This is a genomic window from Trueperaceae bacterium, from assembly GCA_036381595.1.
Lineage (GTDB): Bacteria > Deinococcota > Deinococci > Deinococcales > Trueperaceae > DASVCN01.
The window spans coordinates 157883-180516 of the sequence record DASVCN010000041.1 but is presented as its reverse complement, the minus strand read 5'-3'; the positions used below and the strand labels follow the sequence as shown (position 1 = coordinate 180516).

Annotated in this window: 23 protein-coding genes; 8 read left to right on the top strand and 15 right to left on the bottom strand. The window is 66.9% G+C overall.

What is annotated here, in order from left to right; genetic code table 11:
* Nucleotides 1–58 precede the first annotated feature (58 nt).
* The 7 genes from VF168_14920 to iolD form a co-directional block, all read right to left on the bottom strand.
* Complete coding sequence (locus tag VF168_14920; protein ID HEX7005475.1) at nucleotides 59–1225, bottom strand: PAS domain S-box protein; 1167 nt, start codon at nucleotides 1223–1225, stop codon at nucleotides 59–61.
* Between the two features lie 224 nt (nucleotides 1226–1449).
* Complete coding sequence (iolC, locus tag VF168_14915; GenBank protein HEX7005474.1) at nucleotides 1450–2481, bottom strand: 5-dehydro-2-deoxygluconokinase; 1032 nt, start codon at nucleotides 2479–2481, stop codon at nucleotides 1450–1452.
* A 13-nt stretch (nucleotides 2482–2494) separates the two neighbouring features.
* The gene (locus VF168_14910; GenBank protein HEX7005473.1) at nucleotides 2495–3997 is read right to left on the bottom strand and encodes a CoA-acylating methylmalonate-semialdehyde dehydrogenase; all 1503 of its coding nucleotides are present in this window, start codon (nucleotides 3995–3997) and stop codon (nucleotides 2495–2497) included.
* A gap of 40 nt (nucleotides 3998–4037) precedes the next feature.
* Nucleotides 4038–4961 (bottom strand): sugar phosphate isomerase/epimerase, encoded by a 924-nt coding sequence (locus tag VF168_14905; protein HEX7005472.1) that lies wholly within the window; start codon nucleotides 4959–4961, stop codon nucleotides 4038–4040.
* A gap of 52 nt (nucleotides 4962–5013) precedes the next feature.
* Entirely contained in the window at nucleotides 5014–5844 is an 831-nt protein-coding gene (gene iolB, locus VF168_14900) for a 5-deoxy-glucuronate isomerase (protein ID HEX7005471.1), read from the bottom strand.
* Nucleotides 5841–6884, bottom strand: a complete 1044-nt coding sequence (gene iolG, locus VF168_14895; protein HEX7005470.1) for an inositol 2-dehydrogenase — start codon at nucleotides 6882–6884, stop codon at nucleotides 5841–5843. The genes iolB and iolG overlap by 4 nt, the downstream gene beginning before the upstream one ends.
* Before the next feature lie 22 nt (nucleotides 6885–6906).
* Nucleotides 6907–8778, bottom strand: coding sequence for a 3D-(3,5/4)-trihydroxycyclohexane-1,2-dione acylhydrolase (decyclizing) (gene iolD, locus VF168_14890; protein HEX7005469.1), 1872 nt, complete (start codon nucleotides 8776–8778; stop codon nucleotides 6907–6909).
* A gap of 206 nt (nucleotides 8779–8984) precedes the next feature.
* Here iolD and VF168_14885 point away from each other — a divergent pair, with 206 nt between their 5' ends.
* Complete coding sequence (locus VF168_14885) at nucleotides 8985–9749, top strand: alpha/beta hydrolase (protein ID HEX7005468.1); 765 nt, start codon at nucleotides 8985–8987, stop codon at nucleotides 9747–9749.
* Nucleotides 9750–9794: 45 nt separating this feature from the next.
* Here VF168_14885 and VF168_14880 read toward each other — a convergent pair whose 3' ends face one another.
* The 7 genes from VF168_14880 to VF168_14850 all read right to left on the bottom strand — a co-directional run bounded on the left by VF168_14880 (nucleotide 9795) and on the right by VF168_14850 (nucleotide 17074).
* Nucleotides 9795–10556 (bottom strand): HAD hydrolase family protein, encoded by a 762-nt coding sequence (locus tag VF168_14880; protein ID HEX7005467.1) that lies wholly within the window; start codon nucleotides 10554–10556, stop codon nucleotides 9795–9797.
* Nucleotides 10557–10577: 21 nt separating this feature from the next.
* Complete coding sequence (locus tag VF168_14875; GenBank protein ID HEX7005466.1) at nucleotides 10578–11642, bottom strand: ABC transporter ATP-binding protein; 1065 nt, start codon at nucleotides 11640–11642, stop codon at nucleotides 10578–10580.
* Nucleotides 11643–11667: 25 nt separating this feature from the next.
* Entirely contained in the window at nucleotides 11668–13884 is a 2217-nt protein-coding gene (locus tag VF168_14870) for an iron ABC transporter permease (GenBank protein HEX7005465.1), read from the bottom strand.
* Nucleotides 13885–14000: 116 nt separating this feature from the next.
* The gene (locus tag VF168_14865) at nucleotides 14001–15008 is read right to left on the bottom strand and encodes an ABC transporter substrate-binding protein (protein ID HEX7005464.1); all 1008 of its coding nucleotides are present in this window, start codon (nucleotides 15006–15008) and stop codon (nucleotides 14001–14003) included.
* 96 nt (nucleotides 15009–15104) lie between these two features.
* Nucleotides 15105–16166, bottom strand: a complete 1062-nt coding sequence (locus tag VF168_14860; GenBank protein ID HEX7005463.1) for a Gfo/Idh/MocA family oxidoreductase — start codon at nucleotides 16164–16166, stop codon at nucleotides 15105–15107.
* 31 nt (nucleotides 16167–16197) lie between these two features.
* Complete coding sequence (locus tag VF168_14855) at nucleotides 16198–16563, bottom strand: VOC family protein (protein ID HEX7005462.1); 366 nt, start codon at nucleotides 16561–16563, stop codon at nucleotides 16198–16200.
* A 160-nt stretch (nucleotides 16564–16723) separates the two neighbouring features.
* On the bottom strand, nucleotides 16724–17074 hold the full coding sequence (locus VF168_14850; GenBank protein HEX7005461.1) for a hypothetical protein: 351 nt from the start codon (nucleotides 17072–17074) through the stop codon (nucleotides 16724–16726).
* An 80-nt stretch (nucleotides 17075–17154) separates the two neighbouring features.
* On the opposite strand from VF168_14850, the gene VF168_14845 reads away from it, so the two are divergent.
* On the top strand, nucleotides 17155–17676 hold the full coding sequence (locus tag VF168_14845) for a hypothetical protein (GenBank protein HEX7005460.1): 522 nt from the start codon (nucleotides 17155–17157) through the stop codon (nucleotides 17674–17676).
* A gap of 91 nt (nucleotides 17677–17767) precedes the next feature.
* Here the strand turns inward: VF168_14845 and VF168_14840 are convergent, their stop codons facing one another.
* A complete protein-coding gene (locus tag VF168_14840; protein ID HEX7005459.1) occupies nucleotides 17768–18160 on the bottom strand; it encodes a VOC family protein in 393 nt (130 codons plus the stop codon).
* 147 nt (nucleotides 18161–18307) lie between these two features.
* Here VF168_14840 and VF168_14835 point away from each other — a divergent pair, with 147 nt between their 5' ends.
* From VF168_14835 to VF168_14810, 6 genes are all read left to right on the top strand, one after another.
* The gene (locus VF168_14835) at nucleotides 18308–18568 is read left to right on the top strand and encodes a hypothetical protein (GenBank protein ID HEX7005458.1); all 261 of its coding nucleotides are present in this window, start codon (nucleotides 18308–18310) and stop codon (nucleotides 18566–18568) included.
* Between the two features lie 6 nt (nucleotides 18569–18574).
* A complete protein-coding gene (locus VF168_14830; protein HEX7005457.1) occupies nucleotides 18575–18967 on the top strand; it encodes a M23 family metallopeptidase in 393 nt (130 codons plus the stop codon).
* A gap of 100 nt (nucleotides 18968–19067) precedes the next feature.
* Nucleotides 19068–20000, top strand: a complete 933-nt coding sequence (locus VF168_14825) for an ABC transporter ATP-binding protein (GenBank protein ID HEX7005456.1) — start codon at nucleotides 19068–19070, stop codon at nucleotides 19998–20000.
* Nucleotides 20000–20818, top strand: coding sequence for an ABC transporter permease (locus tag VF168_14820; GenBank protein ID HEX7005455.1), 819 nt, complete (start codon nucleotides 20000–20002; stop codon nucleotides 20816–20818). The genes VF168_14825 and VF168_14820 overlap by 1 nt, the downstream gene beginning before the upstream one ends.
* 71 nt (nucleotides 20819–20889) lie before the next feature.
* Nucleotides 20890–22026 (top strand): sensor histidine kinase, encoded by a 1137-nt coding sequence (locus tag VF168_14815; protein ID HEX7005454.1) that lies wholly within the window; start codon nucleotides 20890–20892, stop codon nucleotides 22024–22026.
* A complete protein-coding gene (locus VF168_14810; protein HEX7005453.1) occupies nucleotides 22023–22622 on the top strand; it encodes a response regulator transcription factor in 600 nt (199 codons plus the stop codon). The genes VF168_14815 and VF168_14810 overlap by 4 nt, the downstream gene beginning before the upstream one ends.
* Nucleotides 22623–22634: the final 12 nt, after the last annotated feature.

The following is a 22634-nucleotide window of genomic DNA, read 5'->3' as shown; positions in this document are numbered from 1 at the left end:
CTGGCGGGAAGTAGGGGCGGGAGTACCGGAAGTACCGGTTGAAGGGTACTGCCCACGACTACAGGCCCAGGCCCCGCTCCCGGGCCCAGACGACCGCTTCGACGCGCGACCTGACCCCAATCTTCTCGTAGACCGAGGTGATGTAGTTCCTGACCGTCTGCGTGGCGATGCCGAGTTCGTGGGCGATATCCGCGTTGCTTCGCCCGCGCGCCAGCTGCTCCAGCACCTGCCGCTCGCGCCGGGTGAGTTCGCCCACCCGAGTGCGGTCGACGGTACCGGAACGGATCTCGGCCAACCTCTCGACGACGGAGCGCGAGAACCAGCTGGCATCCTGCATCACGTCCTGGATCGCCTGCATCAGCTCCTCCTCGCCCCGCTTGCGCTCGGTGATGTCGAAGAACATGAGCAGTCGCCCGCCTTCCCCGTTGAGCGGGACCCTCACCTCCGACGCCAGCACCGTCCTGAGCTCGTCGTCCCTGGTGCGGAACTGCAACTCGCGGTCACGGAAGCCGTCCCGTCCATCGGGACCACTGTTGGTGCGGCTCGGCTGAGACGAGTAGTGGTCGGTCAGGTCGTCGATCGTCAGCTCGGTGACCTCGTCCTCGCGATAACCGCTCAATCGGCAGAATGCCTCGTTCACCTCCACGAAGCGCCCGTCTGCGCCATGGATGACGGCAGCCGCGAACGGGCCTGCCCGGAAGATGGCGGCGAACAACCGTTCGCTGCGCTTCAGTTCCTCGAGAGTCTCCCTCAGCTCGGCGGTGCGCTCCTCGACCCGCCTCTCCAGCTCGAACTGGGCCCGCTGCAGGGCATCCTCGGCCTCCTTCTGCTCGGTGTTGTCCCGCATCACCTTCACGAAGCCGAGTACCTCGCCCGCTTGGTCGTGGATTGCCGAGAGCACCCCGTTGGCCCAGAACCTGCGGCCGTCCTTCTTCAGGTGCCAGCGGTTGTCACCCGCAGTGCCCTCGCGCACGGCCGTCTCGATCTCCTTGCCCGGCTCCCCGTCGGCCACGTCCTCGGGTATGAAGAGGATATTTCCCGACTGGCCGATGAACTCGTCGCGGCCGTAGCCGAGCGTCTCCTCGACGCCGCGGCTCCACGACGCGATGCGGTTGTCACGGGTCAGCATGAAAACGGCGTACCCTCGGATCTCTTCGAGGAGTTGACGGTAGCTGGGGTGGGGCTCGAACGGTATGTGACGCTCATCCTCACGTGGGTCCGGCACTCCAAAGAGGTTAATGGGCACCGGTAGGCACAACCGTATGACTCGCCAGCAACCGATCTGAGAGGCGTGAGGGGTCGCAACCAGTTGATCGAGAGGCTCGAGGGGTCGCAACAGCTTCACGGAGAGGCCCGAGGGGTCGCAACCGTTCTACTGAGAGGCGTGAGGGGCCGAAACCGCTTCCCGGAGATGCTCGAGAGGTAGCCGGTCGAGTAGCGAGCTAGCGGCTAGAAGCCTCCGCGCTCCTCGACGAAGTTCAACGCCTCCTCCTCGAAAGCCATGAAGTTGGCGCAGCCGTGGCGGGTGACGACGATGGCTCCGCAGGCGTTGCCCATGCGAGCGCTGCGGTACCAGTCCCAGCCTCTGCTGCGGCCGTAGATGAGACCGCCGGCGAAGGCATCCCCGGCCCCCAGGATGTTGTGCACCTCGACGGGGAAGCCCGGTGCGACGACGGGCTCCTCGCCCCTCACGTGCACGGTGGCTCCGGCGCGGCCGCGCTTGACGACCAGCACCTGCGGACCGGCCGGCAAGCCGAGGATGGCCTCGATGTTCGCATCGATGTCTCCGCCGATCTCGGGCGCCGAAACCTGCTGATCGACTATCCGCAGCTGCTCCGGGTCGGTGAGCATGGCGGCGTTGATCTCCTCCTCGGTCCCGATCGCCACGTCGACCAGGCCCAGCAGCGCCCTGACGTTGACCCCGAACGCCCTCGGGTCGTGCCACTGGTCGGCACGGAAGTCGAGGTCCATGTAGACGGTGGTACCCGCCTGGCGTGCCCGCTCGGCCGCGAGGAAGGTGGCGCTGCGACTCGGCTCCCGGCTGAGGCCGGTACCGGAGACCTCGATCGCCCCCGAGTCGTGGATCGGCGTGCGCAGGACGTCGTCTATGGTGATCTGCATGTCCGCCGCGTTGTCCCGGTAGAACACCAGCGGGAACCGGTCGGGCGGTTCGATCCCCAGCAGGACGGCGCTGCTCCTGGCGCCCGGCTTCCGGGCGACGTAGCCGGTCTCGATCCCCTCTTCCTGGAGGAAACGGAGGATGAACGATCCCACCTTGTCGTCCCCTACCCCGGTGAGCAGAGCAACATCGAGTCCCAGCCGCCTCGCCGCGACCGCGATGTTGGTAGGGCTGCCGCCCACGTAGGCAGAGAAGCTCTCGATCTGCTCGAAGGGCCGGCCGATCTCATTGGCGTATAGGTCGATCGAAGAGCGGCCGATAGTGATCAGGTCGAACCTGCGGCCGCTTCGCCGATCCCCCATCAGGCCCTCGCCATCAGAACTGACGGCTCCACTCCTTTGGCCACCGCTCTACGACCACCTTCGTCTCGGTGTAGAACTCGACCCCGTGCCGGCTCTGAGCGTGCAGGTCGCCGAAGAAGCTCTCGCCCCAGCCGCTGAACGGGAAGAACGCCATCGGCGCCGCGACACCCAGGTTTATGCCCACGTTGCCGGCCCGTACCCGGTGGCGGAAAGCCCTGGCGGCTGCGCCGGAGCTGGTGAAGAGGCAGGCCTGGTTGCCGAATCTGCGGCGGTTGACGATGTCGATGGCCTCATCGACGTCGGTGGCATGCATCATCGACAGAACCGGGCCGAAGATCTCGGTGCCGGCGATCTCACCCGCCGGGTCGACATCCTCGAGGATCGTCGGGTACATGAAGTAGCCGTTCTCGAACCCCTCGACCTTGCGTCCCCTGCCGTCGACCCGCAGTTTCGCTCCCTCCGCGACTCCCTTGTCGACGAGACCGGCGATCCGCTCCCTGCTCTCGGCGCTGATCACCGGACCCATCTCCACGCCCTCGTCGAGGCCGTAACCCACCCGCCGCTCGCTGGCGATCTGCGCTATGCGCTCGCCGATCTCCTCGCGCGCCGCGCCCACGGTGACGGCAACCGACGTCGCCAGGCAACGCTGGCCCGCACAGCCGAATGCGCTGTCGGCCAGGATCCTGGCCGACATGTCCATGTCGGCGTCGGGGAGGATCACGGCTGGGTTCTTGGCGCCGCCCTGGCACTGGGCCCGTTTGCCGTTCGCGGTCGCCCGCGAGTAGATGTACTTCGCGACCGGCGTCGAGCCGACGAACGAGATCGCGCGAACGCCGTCGTGGTCGAGGAGCGCATCCACGGTCTCCTTGCCGCCGTTAACCAGCTGCACCACACCGGCCGGGAAGCCCGCCTCCTCGATGAGCCGGTAGAGGAGCTGGGTCGTCATCGGTACCTTCTCGCTCGGCTTGAGGATGAAGCAGTTGCCGGTCGCCACGGCGTAGGGGAGGAACCAGAGGGGGATCATGCCGGGGAAGTTAAACGGTGTGATGGCCGCCACCACGCCCAGCGGCTGGCGGAACATGTGTTCGTCGATGCCGGAGGCTATGTCTTCGTTGTTGTACCCCTGCATCAGGATCGGCGCGCCGCAGGCGACCTCGACGTTCTCGATGCCGCGTTGCATCTCGCCGAAGCTCTCCTTGTAGGTCTTGCCGCACTCGTTGGTAATGAGCCGTGCCAGTTCATCCTGGTGCGAATCGAGCAGGGCCTTGAGGCGGAATAGGTGCTGGATCCGGTCCACCACCGGGGTGTCGCGCCATGCGGGGAAGGCTTGGGCCCCCACCCGGACCGCCTCGTCCACCTCCTCGGCAGCGCTCATCGGTACCTTGGCGATCGTTTCGCCCGTGGCCGGATTGCGCACCTCGCCATACTCGCCAGCCGAGGACCTTTTCCAGTTGCCGCCTACGTAATTCAGCAGTTCCGCGCCGAGCAGTTCGGTGCTGTCTAGAGTCGCGTCCATCTCTTCCTCCTCCACCACGCCCTACTGGGCGTGCTGTCGTCTAGAGACCCAACGAGCGCAGGAACTCGCGGTTCCGCCTGGCGCTCTCCTTGGGGCTGCCCATTCCCGGCAGAACGTCCTGCTCCACCGTTATCCAACCCTGGTAACCGCGGCCCCGCAACCAGGCGAGCACCGCCCCGAAGTCCACGCTGCCCTCTCCGAGCTCGCAGAATACCCCTTCGCCCACGGCGGCCCGATAGTCGAGCCCCTGCCTTCGCGCCCGATCGGCGACGCCGGGGTCGAGGTCCTTGAAATGGACGTAGCGAAGGTTCTCCTCGAAGCGCTCGAGCCCGTCGAGAACGAGGTTGCCGTCAGAGGAACCGGTGCCGTAGAGGTAGTGTCCGGTATCGAAGACGATACCCAGACCGCTGAGCTCGCAGAAGCGCTCTATCTCGTCCGGAGTCTCGACGTAGCCGGCGCAGTGAGGGTGGAAGACAGTTTCGATGCCGGTTTCCCCCGCGACCCTCTCCGCGAAAGCCCGGGCCCCCTGCGCGAATACCGACCGGTCGTCGGCAGTCAAGCCGAGTTCCTCGGTGATCCGGCCGGCTTTCGCGAGGCGAACCGGGTCGCGGCTGTGTTCGTCGGCCAGCACCAGGAAGGGGCGCCAGTTCCGGTCGCCAACGTCGGCAACCGCCGCCAGCAACCTGGCGATGGCAACACCCTTCTCTGCGCCTTCCGGATGCGCCTTCGGGTCGCGCAGGTAGACCCCGTGATAGGCCCCCAACATCGTCAACCCGCGGGAGGCGAGCTCCTCGCGCAGCCTCGCGGGATCGGTGGGCATGAAGCCGTAGTCTCCGAGCTCGGTGCCGCGGAAGCCGGTCTGCGTGAGCTCGTCGAGCATCTGCGAGTACGGGATCGTCTTCTCGAAGCCTTCGATAGTGCCCCAAGAGCAGGGAGCGTTGCCCACCTGTAACCGGTCGCTCACTCGTCCACCCTGCCGCCGGCTCCGACGTCGGTGAGGACGGCGTCACGTCGGCTCATCTGCCCGAACCTTCCAGCGGAAGACGCAACCTCTCGGCCGAACCCTCCCAGTTGCCACGCACCCAGGCGAGTTGCGGCTCGTCACGCGCTACCCACAGCGGCGTCTCGCCGGCGAGGAAGTTCAGGTAGTAGCAGTCGTAGCCCGGAGCCGCAGCCACCGGGTGATAGCCCTCGCGCACCAGCACGGTGTCACCATTCTGGGCGATGATCACCTCGTCGAGCGAACGGTCGTCGTTGTAGAGCCGCTGCAGCGCCCAGCCGTCGGGCGGCTGGATCCGGTAGTGGTAGACCTCCTCGAGGTCGACCTCGTCGGGCAGCGCCTGCACGTCGTGCTTGTGGGGCGGGTAGGAGCTCCAGTTGCCGGAGGGGGTGTAGACCTCGACGCACAGCAGGTGCTCCGCATCGCCGGGATCGATTACGTGGCTTATCTGCCGGGTGGCGTTGTGGCCCCCTCGGATCTCGACCTTCACGTCATCGGGGGTGATGAGGCGCGGTGCCAGTTTCCCTTCGGCAGGCGCCGACGCCAGGGCGACCTCGATGTCGGTCTCGGCCTTCAGCTCGAACTGCTCGCCGGGCGGCACGTACACGGCATGAGGCAGGCCCGCGAAAACGTCCCTCCGGCCCTCGATGCGCCACTCCTTGCCAGCGGCCGCTACGGTAGCGTCCCCCGAGAGGAAGACGATGCACAACTCGCTCCCGCCGGTTTCATGTGCGACGCCCTTGCCGGCGGCATACCTCTGCACCCCGAACTCGAGGCTCTTCCAGCCGGCTCGTTCCGGCGTGATGTGGACGCCGTTGCCCAGCTCGATCTTGTGTTCCACGTTCACCGCACCTGCCTCTTATGAATCTCCGCCACCCTCACGGGCTTCCCGGTATGGAGGCTCTCGGTGGCGGCGACGGCGACCCGGAGCGACTCCACCGCGTCCCTGGTTCCCGGGCTCGGTGGGCGCCCCTCCCGCACCGCATCGACGAACGCCTGCACCTCCAGCCGATAGGCGTCGCGGAAGCGTTCGATGAAGTAGAAGATGTAGTCGCCGTGGATCCCCTTCTGATCGTAGCGCCAGACGTCCGTCGCGCGTTCGGCCTCGGTGACCAGTTTGCCCTTCTCGCAGTGCACCTCGACCCTCAGGTCGTAACCGTAGATGGTGCGGCGGTGGTTCATCAACACGCCGATCGGTCCCGGATCGCCGGCGAATTCGAGGCTGAGGATGCTCACGTCGATGTCTCCCACCTGGGCCAGGTACGGGTCGGCCATCACCCTGCCCAACGCCGAGACGGTCTCGATCTCACCTACGACGAAGCGTGCCGTGTCGATGTCGTGGATGACCGTGTCACGGTAGATGCCCCCCGACGTGGCAGCGTACTCCCGTGGTGGCGGCGCCGGGTCGGAAGACTGGCTGCGGAACATCTCCGGACGACCCAGCTCGCCCGCTCGAACCGCTCTCGCCAACTCCGCGTAGCCGGGATCGAAACGCCGGTTGAAGCCGATCTGGAAGGGCAGGCCTGCCGTCTCGACCGCGTCCATCGCCTCTATCGTCTCCCCCAGGTCGAGGGCTATCGGCTTCTCGCAGAAGATCGCCTTGCCCGCGGCCGCCGCTGCCATGAGCTGCTGCGCGTGGAGCGAGGTGGGCGAGGCGATGAGCACGGCGTCGACCGACTCGTCAGCCAGGACGCGCTCGAGTTCGGTGGTGGCGTATGCGCCTGCGAACGCGGCCCTCTCGGCTGCAGTCTGGTCGGCGTCCATCACCGCGACCAGCGCGGCTCCGTCGACCGCACCGGCGATGTGGCGGGCGTGCAGGTTGCCGATCCTTCCGGCGCCGATTACGGCGAAACCCAACCGGTCCTTGCCTTCGAAACGGCTGCTCATCTGATCTCCTGTCGGTGAGGGCTCATCGGTAGACCCGCTGCTTCTTTCGGCCTTCTTCGTACTCGGTTCTCGCTCGCTCGACGCTCTGCTGCTCCGTGGCCTGAGCGATCGGAACGTCCCACCAGCCCTCGAAAGACGGCACGCGCCGCTCGGGATCCACGGGAACGACTATCACCCTCACCCCGCCCCGTTCGGCGGCTAGTGCCCGCTTCAGCTCGTCGGCGGTATCTGCCCGTACGGCTCTGGCGCCCATCGCCTCGGCGTGGCGCACGAAGTCGATCGGCACGTAGGGCCCATCGAGTTCACCGTCGGGCTCACGGAAGCGCAGCTCGTTGATGAACGAAGGGGTGCCCGAGGCCCGCTGAAGCCCATGTATCGACTGGAAGCCGTGGTTGTCCACGAGCACGACGGTGAGGTCCAGCCTCTCGGCCACAGCGGTCACGATCTCGCTGTTCATCATCAGATATGAGCCGTCGCCGATGAAGACGACGACCTCCCGCTCCGGTTCGGCCAGTTTGACGCCCAGGCCGGCTGGGATCTCGTAGCCCATGCAGGAGTAGCCGTACTCGAGGTGGTACGCCTTCGGGTCCTCTGGTCGCCACAGCTTGAGGAGGTCGCCCGGCATGCTCCCGGCTGCGCAGACCACCGTCGCACGGCCGCCCACGGCATCGTTCACGAGGCCCATGACCTCCGACTGCGCGAGTTTCGCCGGCTCGCGGACCCGTCGCAGGTCGTCGACGCTGCTCTGCCACTGGCGCTTCAGTTCGCCTAGCTCTGCGCGGTAGGCGGCGCCGGTGCCCCGGTAGCCGCTCGCGCTCAGGAGGTCGCTCAGGTCCTCCAGCGCGCTGCGCGCATCGGCGACGAGCGGGAGGGAGCGGAGCTTGTGGGCGTCGAACGAAGCCACGTTGACCGAGACGAAGCGGACTGCGGGGTTCTGGAAGGCTGTCTTCGATCCGGTCGCGAAGTCGCCCAGCCTGGTGCCGAGGGCTATGACGAGGTCGGCGTCGCGCGCCAACCTGTTCGCCGCCGTCCCCCCGTTGGCCCCCACCGGTCCCGCGTTCATCGGATGGTTCCAGGGGATCACCCCCTTGCCCGCCTGTGTCTCGCAAACCGGAACCCCGAATTCGGAAGAGAACCGTGCGAGCGACTCGCTCGCTCCTGAATAGATCGCGCCGCCGCCGGCGACCATAAGTGGCCGTTGCGACTCGGCGAGCAGCCGGGCCGCCTGTTCGAGCGGTTCCCGTTCGGAGCGAGGCCGCCTGACGCGCCAGACCCGGCGCTCGAAGAAGGCCGCGGGCCAGTCGTACGCTTCGGTCTGCACGTCCTCGGGCAGGGCGATGGTGACCGCACCGGTCTCGGCCGGGTCGGTGAGCACGCGCATCGCTTCGGGGAGGGCCGAGAGCAGCTGCTCGGCTCGACCGATGCGGGTGAAGAAGCGCGATACGGGTCGGAAGGCATCGTTGACGCTCACGTCGTGCTCGGTAGGATGCTCGAGCTGCTGGAGGACCGGATCGGGGATCCGGTTGGCGAAGTAGTCGGAGGGGAAGAGCAGCACCGGGAGCCGGTTGATGGTCGCGCCCGCGACGGCGGTGAGCATGTTGCTCGAGCCGGGGCCTATCGAGGCGGTGCAGGCGAAGGTCGCCAGCCTGTCTCGGTGCTTGGCGAAAGCCGCGGCTGCGTGCACCATGGCCTGCTCGTTCTGCGGCCGGTAGGTCGGCAGGTCGTACTGCGAGCCCAACTCCTGCAGCGCCTGACCCAGGCCGGTGACGTTCCCGTGTCCGAGGATCGCCCAGAAACCGGGGATGAGCCGCTGCTCCTCCCCGTCACGCTCGCTGAACTGCGCAGCCAGGAACCTGACGATCGCCTGGCCGACGGTCAGCCTCGAAGTCTTCATCTACCGCACCTCCGGACTTTCCTCCAATATGACACCTGACCAGGTCGCCAGAAAGGCTGCGGCGGGGGCAGCGGCGACAACTGTTGACACTACACATGAGTGCATCTACACTCATCGCACGCCGGGTAACTGGATCTACCTCTATTCAGGCCGACACGCGCCGCACCGGTCTCCCGACCCCAGTGACGACCAGCATCGGAGGTCAGATGAGGCGAGTACGATCGAAAGACGGAACCGTGATCGCAGTCGAACAGTGCGGCGACGGTCCGCCGGTGGTGCTGGTGGGCGGCGCCTTCAACACCCGCAGCTCTCCGGTTTCCGGGATGCCGCTTGCCCGGCTCCTTGGCAGCGACTTCTCCGTGTTCACCTACGATCGGCGGGGCAGAGGAGATAGCGGGGACGCAGCGCCGTACGCCATTGAGCGGGAGTTGGAGGACCTCGAGGAAATCTTCTGGGCGGCCGGCGGCACCGCCCACCTCTACGGCCACTCGTCGGGGGCGATCCTCGCCCTCACTGCCGCGGCGAACGGCTTGGCGGTGTCCAAGCTCGCGGTGTACGAGCCGCCGATCCGGATAGGTCCCGCTGGCGACCTGGCGACCCGGGTAGCGGGGCTGGTATCCGCAGGCAAGCGCGAGGATGCCGCTTCGCTGTTCATGACCGAAGCGGTGGGCATGCCGCCGCAGATGGTCGCCGGGATGCGCGACGCGCCCTTCTGGCCCGGTCTCGCGGGCCTGGCGCACACGCTCGTCTACGACCTGAGGATCACCGAACGGTTCGAGATGGCCGACGCCTCCCGGATCACCGTTCCGACTCTCGTGATAGACGGTGAGAAAAGCCCGCCAACACTCAGAGAACCGGCGAAAGCGCTCGCCGGGGCGCTACCTGATGGCCGGCTCCTGTCGATACCGGAGCAGACCCACGACGTCGACATCGAGGCGTTGGCGCCGGTGCTGAAGGAGTGGTTCGGCTAGGGAAGCGTCGCGAAAGACGAGCGCCGGGAGCCGCCTGGACCGCGGCTACTCGGCGAGGCTCGAGGTGGCTCTCCGGTTCCGCTCGATCACGGCCCTGTACAGCTCTTCGACCGCGCGAACGTCCTCGAACTCCGAAACCGAGTCGACTCGCAGCTGCACCGCCTCCACGGCATTCGCCGGGGCGCACGAGAACCCGCACAGCTCGAGCCAGGCCAGGTCGCCCAGGCTGTCGCCGATGCCCGCGATCTGAGACAACGGAAGCGCCAGCTCGTCGGCGAGCCAACGCAGGCCCAGACCCTTGTCCACGCCCCGCACCAGCACATTGACGCACTCCTGCGCCGGGTCGAGGACCAGTTCGAGCGCCTCTCGCTCGACGATCTCCTCGAGCAGCCGCTCGATCCCCTCGATGCCTTCATCGGGATCGACTGGGAACACCGTCAGAGAGGCGCTCTTCCCCGGTTGGATGGTGAGTTCCGGCCGACCCCCCAGCTCGCGCGCCAGTACGGCCAGCGACACGCGCCCCCTCTCGACCTCGGCGCGGTAACGAGCGGTGTAGGGCGAGCGAACCGCCAACCCCGCGCCGTTCTCGAAGATGGCGGGCACCCGGATGTCGAGGACCTGCATCAGCGCGTCGACGTACGGATGGGGCCTCCCCGAGAGGATGGTCAGTGGCGGCACGGCTGGGTCGGTCAGGCTCGAGCGGTTCAACTCCGCCACTCGGGCGAGATTCCCGAGGTCGTAGGCAGCGTGTTCGACCGCCACGAGGCAGCCGTCTATGTCTACGACCAGGAGGCGTATCGGTTCCATCCGGAGTCGCTCGAAGCCGTGCTACGCCTGAACCGCCGGCAGCAGGTAGATCCCCGCCGGGTGGAATTCGAGCGAGACCTGATCGCCGCGACGGAGGTCGGGCCTACCCTCGCCACTGATCGTAGCGGCAAGTTCGCCGACGGGCGTTTCGAACAGCACGTCGGTGGCGAGACCGAGGTAGCTGACGCTCTTGACCGTTGCCGGCAGGCCGGGCCCGTCGACGGACACGCGGACCGCTTCTGGTCGGACCATCACGGTGACATCCCCGGGCCCCGTCTCCTGAGCGTGGCGGAAGGTGTGCTGAGCGAGCGTGACGCACTCCCCGTCGAAGCTGCCGGGCAGGAAGGTCGCAGAGCCGATGAAGTCGGCGACGAACCGGTTCGCGGGCCTGGTGTAGAGCTCATGCGGAGAACCGGTCTGCTGGACCTTGCCGTCCCGCATCACGACGATCACGTCGCTTATCGCCAGCGCCTCCTCCTGGTCGTGAGTGACGTAGACGCTGGTTATGCCCAGGCGCTGCTGAAGGTCACGGATGTCCTGACGGACCCGGCGCCTGAGCTTCGCATCCAGATTCGAGAGCGGCTCGTCGAAGAGCAGGACCCGGGGCTCCATCACCAGCGCCCGGGCGAGAGCGACCCGCTGCTGCTGGCCTCCGGAAAGGGCTGCCGAGGAGCGCCTCTCCAGGCCCTGCATGCCCACCATCTCCAACGCCTCGTCGACGCGCCGAGCGAGCTCCGACCCCGAGACCCCTGCGACCCGTAGCCCATAGGCGACGTTGTCGAAGACGTTCATGTGGGGGAACAGCGCGTAACTCTGGAACACCATGGTCACGTCGCGCAGGTTGGCGGGCAGGCGGGTGACGTCGCTGCCGTCGATGAGGATGCGGCCACCGGTGGCCCGCTCCAGACCGGCGATCATCCGCAGGGTGGTCGTCTTGCCGCAGCCCGACGGTCCCAACAGGGTGACGAGGGAACCGGGCTCGATCGCGAGATCGAGCGCGTCGACCGCGACCACGTCGGCGCCGAACTTCTTGGTCACGCCCTCGAGGGCGACCGGCGCGGCGCCGGTTTCCTTGGCGAGCGTCATGCGAACACCTCTCTGTCCGAAGGGGTCATGGCACCACCTCGCCCGGAGCGAATCCCCGTTTGCGGGTGAGGAGCATCAGCAGCAGGATCACCGTGAGCATGGAGACTATCAAGAGAGTACCCATCGCCGCAGCCCGGCCCGTCTGACCCTGCTCGACCCAGCCGAGCAGCAGCACGGTCGTTAGCATGTTGCCGGGACTGACCACGAAGATCACCTGGCTGATGGCGGTCATCGCCCGCACGAAGGCGAAGATGAGTCCACCGATGAGGGGGATGATCAGGAGCGGCACCAGGATCGTTCGCAGGGTGCGGCTCGAGCTGGCCCCCAGTGTCGTCGAAGCCTCCTCGAGACTAGGGTCCACTTGCGCGAGGCCGGCAACGCCGCCTCGGATGGCGACCGGCATGTTCCGGAAGATGAACGCCAGCACGATGATGGTGGCCGTCGAAGTGAGGAGCCACGGGCCGGTGTTGAAGGCGAGGATGTAGGCGACGCCCATCACCGTTCCCGGCGTGGCGAACGATAGCATCGAACCGAACTCGAGGAACCTCCGCCCCCAGAAGTTCTGTCTGACCACCAGATAGGCGATGAGGAAGCCGATGAGGGCTGCCGGAACGGCGCTGATGGCGGCGATCCGCGCGGTGTAGAGGAAGACCGGGATACCGGCATTGCCCAGGTCGCGCCAATGCTCCAGCGTGATGGTCGAGTCCACGCCCCACAGTTTGACGAACGACCCGTAGACGATCGAGGCGTAGAGGCCGATGACCGCGAGGGCCCAGATGAGGAAGCCCGCCAGCAGCAGACCCTCGAGGAACCGCGGCAGCGGGCTGAAGCCTCCCCGCGAAGGCTTGCCGGTCACGGTTACGAACGAGCTCTGCCCGAGCCACCGGGACTGCGCGTAGAACACCAGCAGCACGATGATCAGCAGGAATACGCCGTAGACGGCGGCCTCACCGGGATCGAAGCGGGCCGAGAAGGAGGCGAACACCTCGGTTGCCAGATAGTTGCGGTCACCGCCCAGGATCAGCGGGTTGCCGAAGTCGGCGAACGATTCGATGACGCTGAGCAGGAAGGCGTTGGCCAGCGCCGGCCGCACCAGCGGCCAGGTGATCGTGCGGAAGGTGTGCCAACGGCTCGCGCCGAGGGTAGTGGAGGCCTCCTCGAGGGCGGCGTTGAGGCCGGCGACCGAGCCCTGGATGACCAGGTAGGCGATCGGCGTGAAGGCGAGTATCTGCGCCAGCGCAACTCCCGACATGCCGAAGATCCAGCTGCTTGACATCCCGAGGATGTCGTGGGTGAGGAGTCCTCGCCGACCCAGCAGGAAGATCATGGCGAACGCCAGGATGAACGGTGGAGTGATGATCGGGAGGAGGCTGACCGCTCCCAGGGTGCGCCGGACAAGCCCCGACCGGGTTCGTTGTCCCAGCAGGGCGAAACCGAATCCAAGGATCGTAGCCACGGTGGCGACGACGACGGCGAGCGTCATGCTGGTGACGATCGCTCCGCGAGCGAAGAGCGCGAGACCCAGCGCAAGGCCGCCAACGGCTCCCAGCAGGCCACCCAGAACGATACGGGCCAGCCGGGCGTTGCGCAGTATCGGCCAGAGGAAGCCGGCGGCCGCGCCCCCCGCGCTGAAGTAACCGATCAGAGCCGGTTCGTTGCGAGCCGTGTACGGGTTGCTGATGAACAGGAAGCGCGGGCTGTTGACGGTAGCGATGATCTTGTCGAAGGTGAAGCGGCCATCGATATAGACGGCCGCCTGCAGCACCATGAAGAGTGGGTAGATGATCAGAAGGACGATCAGCAGACCCACGAAGAGGATGCACGAGGCGATGAACGGGTCGCCCTGTATGCGCCCGGAGAGGCTGAGTCCGTAGCCGCTCACTACCACCAGGGCAGGCAGCGAGATTAGCGCCCCCAAACCGAAGGGGACGCCGGTGGCGATCAGCCAGCCCACGCCCGCGACGAAGCCCACGAGTCCGGCGGCGGCGAGCGCGTTGCCGCGGCGTGGGGGTTCGGCGGGAACGAACGAGGCGACCAGAGCGACGATGGCCATCAGCGGGACCAGCCAGAGCCAGGGCGAGTCGATGTTCCAGGGCCGCAGGGCCGGTTCGATATCGAAGAAGGGGCGGTCGGGCCGCCCGAACGGTAGCGCAAGGAAGGCTGCGAGGCCGACTAGCGCGAAGATCCAGGCCGAACTTCTGCGGGTGAGGGAACGTGACTTGGAGATCGTGCTGACGGCCAACTGCTGCTCCTGTCGGTTTGCGGCGGACTCCCTCGAAAGCGCAAGCCCTCGAAAATCGTGAGGCGCCCCCGCCCGGTAGTTCCGGGAAGGGACGCCGACTGCTCAGGTGTTCGTGCTCAGCGGGGCAGTGGGAAGATCTCGTTCGTCCAGCGTTGCACGAGGCTGTCGCGCACCTCGGGGCTGCCGTACTTCTCGAAGTCGTAGTCGATCAGGTTGATCTCGCTCAGCTGCGGCGAAGCCGGGTGTACCGGGGTCGCCTGATTCGACTGGATCTGGAACGAGTTGCCCTGCTGCGCTGCGATCGTCTGCGCCTCGGGCGTGAGGGCCCATTCGATGAACTCGATGGCGGCGTCGCGGTGAGGCGCATTGGCGATGAGGCTGAGCCCGCCGATCTCGTAGCCGGTGCCCTCGCATGGAGCGACGGTGGTTACCGGGAACCCTTCCTGGGCGAACTTGACCCCGTCGTGCATGAACTGGATCGCGACCGCGACATCACCGCGACCGGCCAGTTGGCCAGGGGCGCTCCCCGACCGGGTGTACTGCTGGATGTTCTGGTGGAGCGCGGCCAGATACTCGAACGCCTGCTCCTCGCCCATGATCTGCACGAGCGTCGCGATGATCGTGTAGGCGGTGCCCGAGGAGTTGGGGTCGGGCATGGCGAGCAGGTTCTTGAAGCCGGGGTCGGTGAGGTCCTCCCAGCAGCGCGGGACTTCGAGGCCTTCCTCCTCCAGCACGCCCTCGTTCACGGTGAAACCGATGGCGCCCGTGTAGAGCGGGATGTAGGTCTCACCTACCGCCCGGGTGAGGCTGGGGATGAGCTGGTCCCAACTGGACGGCTTGTAGAACTCGGTGAGGCCCTCGTTGAACGCCACCAGGTGCGGATCGCCGGTACCCCCGAACCAAACGTCGAACACCGGGTTGGCGGCTTCGGCACGGATGCGGGCAAGCGCCTCGCTCGAGCTCAGCCGGACGAACTCCAGTTCGTTGCCGGTCGCCTCTTCGTAGGCCGGTCCCAGCGCTTCGCACCAGGCCAGGTCGGGGCTGCACAGCACGTTCAGGGTCTGCGCCATGGCTGCGCCGCTCAGCAGGAGAAGGATGGCCGCTACGAGGGTAATACGCTTCATCGTTACCTCCAGGGGACTCGAGGCCCCTACTTTCCGACGCGTTGATGGTATTCGTTTATGGCTACAGGAGCAGGATAAGACGGTCCCCGGCGGGTGTCAATTCAGATTCGCGCCGGATGTGCTGCCCGGCGAGGTGGCGCCGCCCGAGGGCAGGGGAGCGAACTCCTCGACCCTCACCGTCTCGCCGCCCTTGAGCGAGTGCTGGGCTGCCAGTGCGAGCCGCAGGCTCAACCACGCCTCGCGTGGCGCCGGATCGAGGGGAACGTCCTCGAGTACGTTGGAGACGAACGCCTCCAGTTCGCGCTGATAGGCGGGTCCGAAGCGCTCCTCGAAGCTCCGGGGCCGGTCGAAGCCGCCGCCCCGCTCGTCGTAGACCAGGAGGTCGGGCTGGCGGTCGATCTCCAGGTGGAGCCTGCCGCGCTCACCGAGCACTTCGGTGCGTATCTCGTAACCGTAGGCGGTGCGTAGTGCGACCTCGAGCGTGCCTACTGCCCCGTTCTCGAAACGCAGAGTAGCCACGGCCGTGTCGAACAGGCCGTGCGGTGCCAGTTCCGGCACTGCGAGGGCCGAACCGATGGCGCTCACCTCTGCGACCTCGCCGACCAGGAAGCGAGCGCAGTCGAGGTCGTGGATGCCCATGTCGACCAGGAGGTCGCCACTGGTGATGAGGTATTCGAGGGCGGGTGGATATGGATCCCGGGCGACCGCTCGGTACCCCTCGAGGCGTCCGAGCTCCCCGGAGCGGAGCCGCTTGCGCGCCTCCACGTAAGGAGGGTCGAAACGCCGATGGAATCCCACCATGGCTGGAGTTCCTGTTCGTTCCACCGCTTCGACCACCCGCCACCCTGCCTCGAGATCGTGAGCGAGAGGCTTCTCGACGAAGAACGGCTTGCCGGTTTGGGCAGCCGCCACCGCCAGTTCTACGTGGCTGCCCACCTGGGTCGCGATCGCAACCGCGTCCACATCGCGGTCGGCGAGAACCTCCCGGTAGTCGGTGGAGAAGCCGGCGCCGAGAGGCTGCGCGACCTGCCTCGCCCGCTCCATATCGTTGTCGACGACGGTGACGAGCTGACAGTCCGGGATCGATGCCAGCCGACGGGCGTGCCCGGCTCCGATCCGGCCCGCCCCTATGAGTGCGACCCGCAAGCGTTTAGGCATGCGGCGATATTACGTCACCAACGTCGCTGTTTCAGCGGCCGGCGGCCCGTCCGATTATGGAGATCTCGTTACCGTCCGGGTCGAGCAGTTCGAAGTAGACGAACTCCCCGAGCGCCTTCGGCTCCGTCACCCGCTCCCCCATCTCCGCCAGCTCTCGCCGCACTCGCTCCGGCTGCGGGGAAGTGAGGTTGAAGTCGTCCGTCCCGGGGGGCGGGACCTCGTCGACCCGGTGCAGCGTGATAGTGGCTTGCTCAGAGGAGCCGGCCAGGAAGCGCATGTCGAGGTATTCACCCCAGTCGGCTACCGCCTCCAGTCCGAGCACCCGCTCGTACCAGGCTCGGGATCGCTCCATGTCGCTCACCGGGATGAAGACGGTGTTTACTCGAAGATCGTTCATGAAGAGACCTCTTCCGGTTCGACGAGCACTATCTCGTTCCCGTAGAGGCCCGCGAAGTGTCCGTCGTGCGGACCAGTAGCACGGTTCGCCAGATGTAGTCGATCATTTCCCTCCAGCCCGCCCTCCCCGTGGCCCCGGACTTGATAACACGACGCGGCGACTAGCTTTCAGGAACGGCGCGGGTGGTGAGCGAAGCGACGATCGAGAAGAGTCCGATGACCAGGTGTGGCCACCGGATGGTGTCGGCGAAAGCGAAGAGCCAGGGTGAGAGTCCGAGCAGCACTCCTGTGAACAGGTCCAGGCCCAGGTGGCCCGGCATGGCCAGGCGCCGCCAGACGCCGACCTCGTAGTCGGTGACCGAACTGTAGAGAAGTACGCCGACGCCGAAAGCGACGGTCACCCAGGTCTCGGCACCCCCTCGGGAGAACCCAAGCAGCCACGGCGCCGCTAACAGCAGAGCAGCCACGACGTAGTCGACTACTCCGTGGACGAGTGTCGGTATGACTCTCAAGCCTTGCCCCTCCCTCCTTCGGGAAGCCCGCCTCCCCGGCCAGCGCACCTGGATGGTGCAGGCCGGTCGGGACGACCGGGATGAACTTCCTCATGCCACGCAGCCCGGTCCTGCTCTACTCTCTGCCCATGCCGAGAAGCCGGAAAGTGTCCATCCCGCGCATCCAGCGTACGCTCGCAGCGGCCCTGATCCTGACCGTCGTCGGCGGCACCGCCTGCGCCCAGCTCCTTGCCGAGGTCGTCACCGTCGCTGCGGCATCGGCACAACTCGATCCCGCCATCCGGTTGCCCTCTGGCAGCTACCGGGTCATGGGTCAGATCCCACCGTCGCTCCTCGCCAAGGTCGAGGGCGCCGGCGCTTACGGCGATTGGGAGGCTTACACGGCTCGCGGAGTGGCCGCACGACTGTTCCCGGCTCAAGTCCACCAGCTGACCAACAGTTTCGCCCTGGCCGGCTACTTCCAGCAGAGCCGAAGCGAGCGAACGGTAGGCGATGAGACTCATACCCGGCACATCTTCGCAGATATGGAGGGCGGAACGATCCTCCTCTACGTCATCGAAACGCCCGAAGAACTCGTCTGGCTCATCGGGCGAAGCGGCTGAACGCCCGCGCTCTCGCACCTGATCGGCACTCCCGAATGACAGAAAGCCTGGTCTCGGGGACGTTCACGAGGTCGTTCGCGAGGAGGCGTAGTCAGCCGCCGCGCTGCTCGACCAGCATCAACCTGTTGCCTTCGGAGTCTTCTATCGTCGCGTAGGTTCCCCACGGCTGGGGGTCGGGGTCGTGCAGGAACTTCACTCCCCGCTCGAGCAGCTCCTCGTGCGTCGACTTCATGTCGGTCACGGCGAGCGTGATCGACTGTGTCTTGCCCATCGTCTGAGCGTAATGCTGCCAGTTCTCGTCCATCAGGTAGAGGATCAGTTCCGTTTGCCCGGCAGGCGGCGCGACGGCTATCCACCTCGCGCTCGAACCCGGGCCTAGCGGAGCCTCCACCTTCAGCTCGAAGCCCAGCTTCTCCGTGTAGAAGGCCTTGGCGCGGTCCTGGTCCTTGACGAACACTGAAATGGTGCCGACGAAGTCGATCATCGCTTCCCACGATCCCTTCTGCTGACTGCGGTGCTCCCGTCAGATGGCAGATTCTAGCGCTGAGCGTCGGCAGGAGTGGCGGCTCCCCGCATCCGGCACCACCGGTCGCTACCACGGAACGACCCCCCGATGCCCTACTATCTGGGCATGCCATCGCTTCGGGGCGCTCTTCTCTGCCTCTGTATGGCAGCGCCCAACCTTGCCCTGGGCCAGGTGCTGCCCGACGGCGTGACCCAGATTCCCTTCACCTGCCCCGCGAGGGAACGGCGCCAGGAACCCGTGACAGCGACGAACCCGGCCGAAGCTCCCGACCTGGCGCGGCGGGCCCGCTACCGTGAGGTCTTCCCCGCCTACGTCGCCGCCGTGCCGCCCGAGCCCGACGCCGTCCTGCTGATGCCCCTACCCTGAGTGGGCGTGAGATCTGTAGCCGACACCTGGGGAGGTCCCCGCGACGGCGGCAGTGCCCACGAGGGCCAGGATATCTTCGCGCCCGTGGGCACGCCCGTCCTGGCAGCCGCTCCGGGCTTCGTCTACCGGATCGGGGATCAGCGCCGGGGCGGGAACGTCGTGATCGTGGTCGCAGCCGGCGGTCACCGCCACTACTACGCCCATCTCGACAGCTTCGCCGACATAAGGGAGGGTCAGTGGGTCGACGACGACACCGTCCCCGGTTACGTCGGCAACAGCGGCAACGCCGCCGGTACCCCGCCCCACCTGCACTTCGGCGTCTACGCTAGCGGCCAGGGCGGGTGCGACTGGAACGCGATAGACCCTCTCCCCCTGCTCATCGACCGGCCGCCGCCCTAGCGGCGTGCGGCAAATATGACAACTGTCAACCGGAGCTGATGACGACCCTCAATGTTACGGGAACTCCATCGTGGGGGATGCTCGGGCAGAAGGAGGAAACATGTCGATCACACCAGTAGACGGTGCAGAACCTATGGCCACGATGTCGGCGGTGAGCCGCTCGTACGGCCCGGTTCGGGCGCTTGCGGACGTCGACTTCGAGATGGGCGCCGGCGAGGTCGTCGCCCTGCTGGGCCCTAACGGTGCGGGCAAGACGACCCTCGTGAGCCTGCTCCTGGGGATCATCCGGCCCACGGTCGGGAGGGTCCGGCTCTTCGGAGGCGATCCGCGCGACCCCGAGAACAGCGCCCGGGTCGGCGTCATGCTCCAGTCGTCCGGCGTCCCCGATACGCTCCGGGTACGTGAGCTCGTCGACCTCTTCTCCAGTTACTACCCGAGGCCGCTTCCTCTCGAGGAAACCATCGGCAGGGCGGGACTGGGTGGGTTCGAGGAACGCCTCTTCGGCCGGCTCTCGGGTGGTCAGCGGCAGCGACTGCTGTTCGCGCTGGCCATCTGCGGAAACCCCCGGCTGCTCTTCCTCGACGAACCAACGGTCGGACTCGATGTCGAGTCGCGACGCGCCTTCTGGCGCCAGGTACGGGAGTTCACCGGCGAAGGCCGCTCCGTTCTACTGACCACCCACTACCTGGAGGAGGCTGACGCCCTCGCCGACCGCGCCGTCGTGCTGGATGCCGGCCGGGTGATCGCCCAGGGAACGAAGGAGGAGATCAAGAGCAGGACCGCCGGAGCCAGGATCCGCTGCGTGAGCCGGGTGGAACCTGGAACGGTGGCGACGTGGCCAGGAGTTACGACGGCTCGGATGATCGGAGAGTCCCTGGAGATCCTTGCCACGAGGGCCGAACCAGTAGTGCGGAGGTTGCTGGACGAGGACCCTGAACTGGGCGCGCTAGAGGTCGGCCGTGCCGCACTGGAAGATGCGTTCCTCGCCCTCACAGACGTGTCCGGTGATCGGGATGAAGGGATGGCCGCCTGATGGCCCTACTAACGAACAGGGCGGCGTCTCCGGTCGCCGACAGCGGAAAGGGCCGCGGCCGGCGCGCCCTCGCCTTCCTCAAAGAGGCGAAGTACGAGTTCCTCAAGCTCTGGCGCTTGCCGGTGTACTCGCTCTCGACCCTCGTCTTCCCCGCCATGTTCTACGTGATCTTCGGCCTGACGTTCGCCGGTCAGTACACCGCCGGCGTGTCGCTCACCACCTACATGCTCGCCACCTACGGGGCTTTCGGCGTGATCGGTTGCGCCCTCTTCGGCTTCGGGGTGGCGGTCGCGGTGGAGCGGGGTCAGGGCTGGATGCTGCTCAAACGGGCCTCGCCGATGCCGCCCCTCGTCTACTTCGCGGCGAAGCTGGCGATGGCGCTGCTCTTCAGCGGCCTCGTGATCACGATGCTCTTCTCCCTCGGCGCCCTCGTCGGCGGAGTCCGGCTGCCCGTTCTAGGCTGGCTGCAGCTCTTCCTCACCCTCCTCGCCGGAGCTTTGCCGTTCTCGATGATGGGCCTCGCGTTCGGCTACCTGCTGGGTCCGAACTCGGCCCCGGCCGTCCTGAACCTCGTCTACCTGCCGATGGCCTTCGTCTCCGGCCTGTGGATCCCGATAGACGTTCTGCCCCAGGCCATCCGCCAGTTCGCCCCCCTCCTGCCCCCCTACCACTACTCCCAACTCGCCCTCGGCACCATCGGAGCAGACCGGGGCGGTGATCCGCTCCTGCACCTCGCGGTACTGGCCGGCTACACCCTCCTTTTCCTTGCGGTGGCGCTCGTCGGTTACCGCCGTGACGAGGGCCGGACGTTCGGGTGAGCACTGATCCTCCTCGCCTCCGCTCGGGGGAGCCGTCGGCTGGCTTCCCCGAGCCAGGCCGGAGATAATCGATGTCGATGCCTCGACTCGACCTCCCCCGGGCGGCGCCCGTGGCCTACATCTACCTGATCTGGCTGCTCTTCCTCTTCTCGCAGCCGATCTTCGATCCGCAGGCGACCTGGCTCGACTGGGCACTGGTGCCGCTGATGATCGCGATCTTCCTGCCCGTCTATTTCTACAGTTGGACGAGCGGGAGGCGCGGTCGGCTCCTCAGCATCGCCGTCATGAGCCTCCTCGGGCTCCTCTTCGTGCCGCTCAACTCCGGGGCGGGGAGCTTCTTCATCTACGCCTCAGCTGCCGTCGGTTTCGCCCTGCCGCCGCGCCGGGCCGCGGGCCTGATCGTGGGCATCCTCCTGCTGGTGCCCTTCTCTGCCCTCTACTCGGGTATCCCCTGGCCGTACACCCTCTTCTACCTGGTGCCGGTCTCGCTGATGGTCGTGCTCATCGGCACCGTCAACATCTTCGAAGCGCAGCGGGAGCGAGCGAACTCCAAGTTGCGGCGCGCCCAGGAGGAGATCGAGAACCTCGCCAAGATCGCCGAGCGGGAGAGGATCGCGCGGGACCTTCACGACCTCCTGGGGCACACCCTCTCCACCATCACCCTCAAGGCCGAGCTCGCCTCACGGCTGGTCGAACGCGATCTGGAGCTCGCCGTCAGGGAGATGCGCGACGTGGAGGACATCTCACGCCAGGCACTCGCCGAGGTGCGGGCTGCGGTGCGCGGCTACCGGTCCCGGGGCATCCGCGCGGAACTGGCGAGCGTCGAATCGGCACTCGAGGCGGCCGGCATCCGGTTCGTGAGCAGCCTCGAGCCGGTGGAGCTCCCTCCGGTCGCCGAGGGCGTGCTGGTGCTGGCGCTGCGCGAAGGGGCCACCAATGTCGTCCGCCATTCGGCCGCCAGCAGCTGCCAGGTGACGCTGTCGGCAGAGGGCGGGATCGTCAGGCTGACGGTCGAGGACGACGGCAGGGGGATGCAGGAGCCGGAAGGGTCCGGCCTGACGGGGATGCATGAGCGGGTCGAGTCGTTGGGCGGCAGTGTCGAGCACGGTTCCGGACCGGGAGTGGGGACGAGGCTCGTCGTGACCCTGCCCAGCGAGCAGCCGTCCACGAGACCCCTCGAGAGCCGCGAGGCGGAGCCGACCGGATGATCCGGGTCGTGATCGCGGAGGACCAGGGGATGGTCCTGGGCGCGTTGGCGGCGCTGCTGGAGCTGGAGAGCGACATCGAGGTAGTCGCGCAGGCCGGCGATGGCGCCCAGGCGCTCGAGGCGGTCGAGCGCCTGCAGCCCGACATCCTCCTCACCGACATCGAGATGCCCGAGCTCAGTGGCCTCGAGCTGGCGACCAAGGTGAAAGGCCTCTCCGGAACCCGCGTCATCATCCTCACCACCTTCGCCCGCGGCGGCTACCTGCGCAGGGCGCTCGACGCCGGCGCCTCCGGCTATCTGCTCAAGGACTCCCCGGCGGCGAAGCTGGCCGAGGCGATACGACGCGTTCACGCCGGGGGCCGCGCCGTGGACCCGGAACTGGCCGCCGAGGCGTGGGGCGAGCAGGACCCGCTCAGCGATCGGGAGCGACAGGTGCTGCGGCTGGCCGGGGCGGGGCGGAGCAGCGCCGAGATCGCCCGCTCCCTGCACCTGAGCGACGGCACCGTTCGGAACTACCTCTCCGAGGCGATATCCAAGCTCGGCGCAGCCAACCGGGTGGACGCTGCCCGCATCGCCAGGGAGAAGGGGTGGCTCTGACCCGGGGACTGG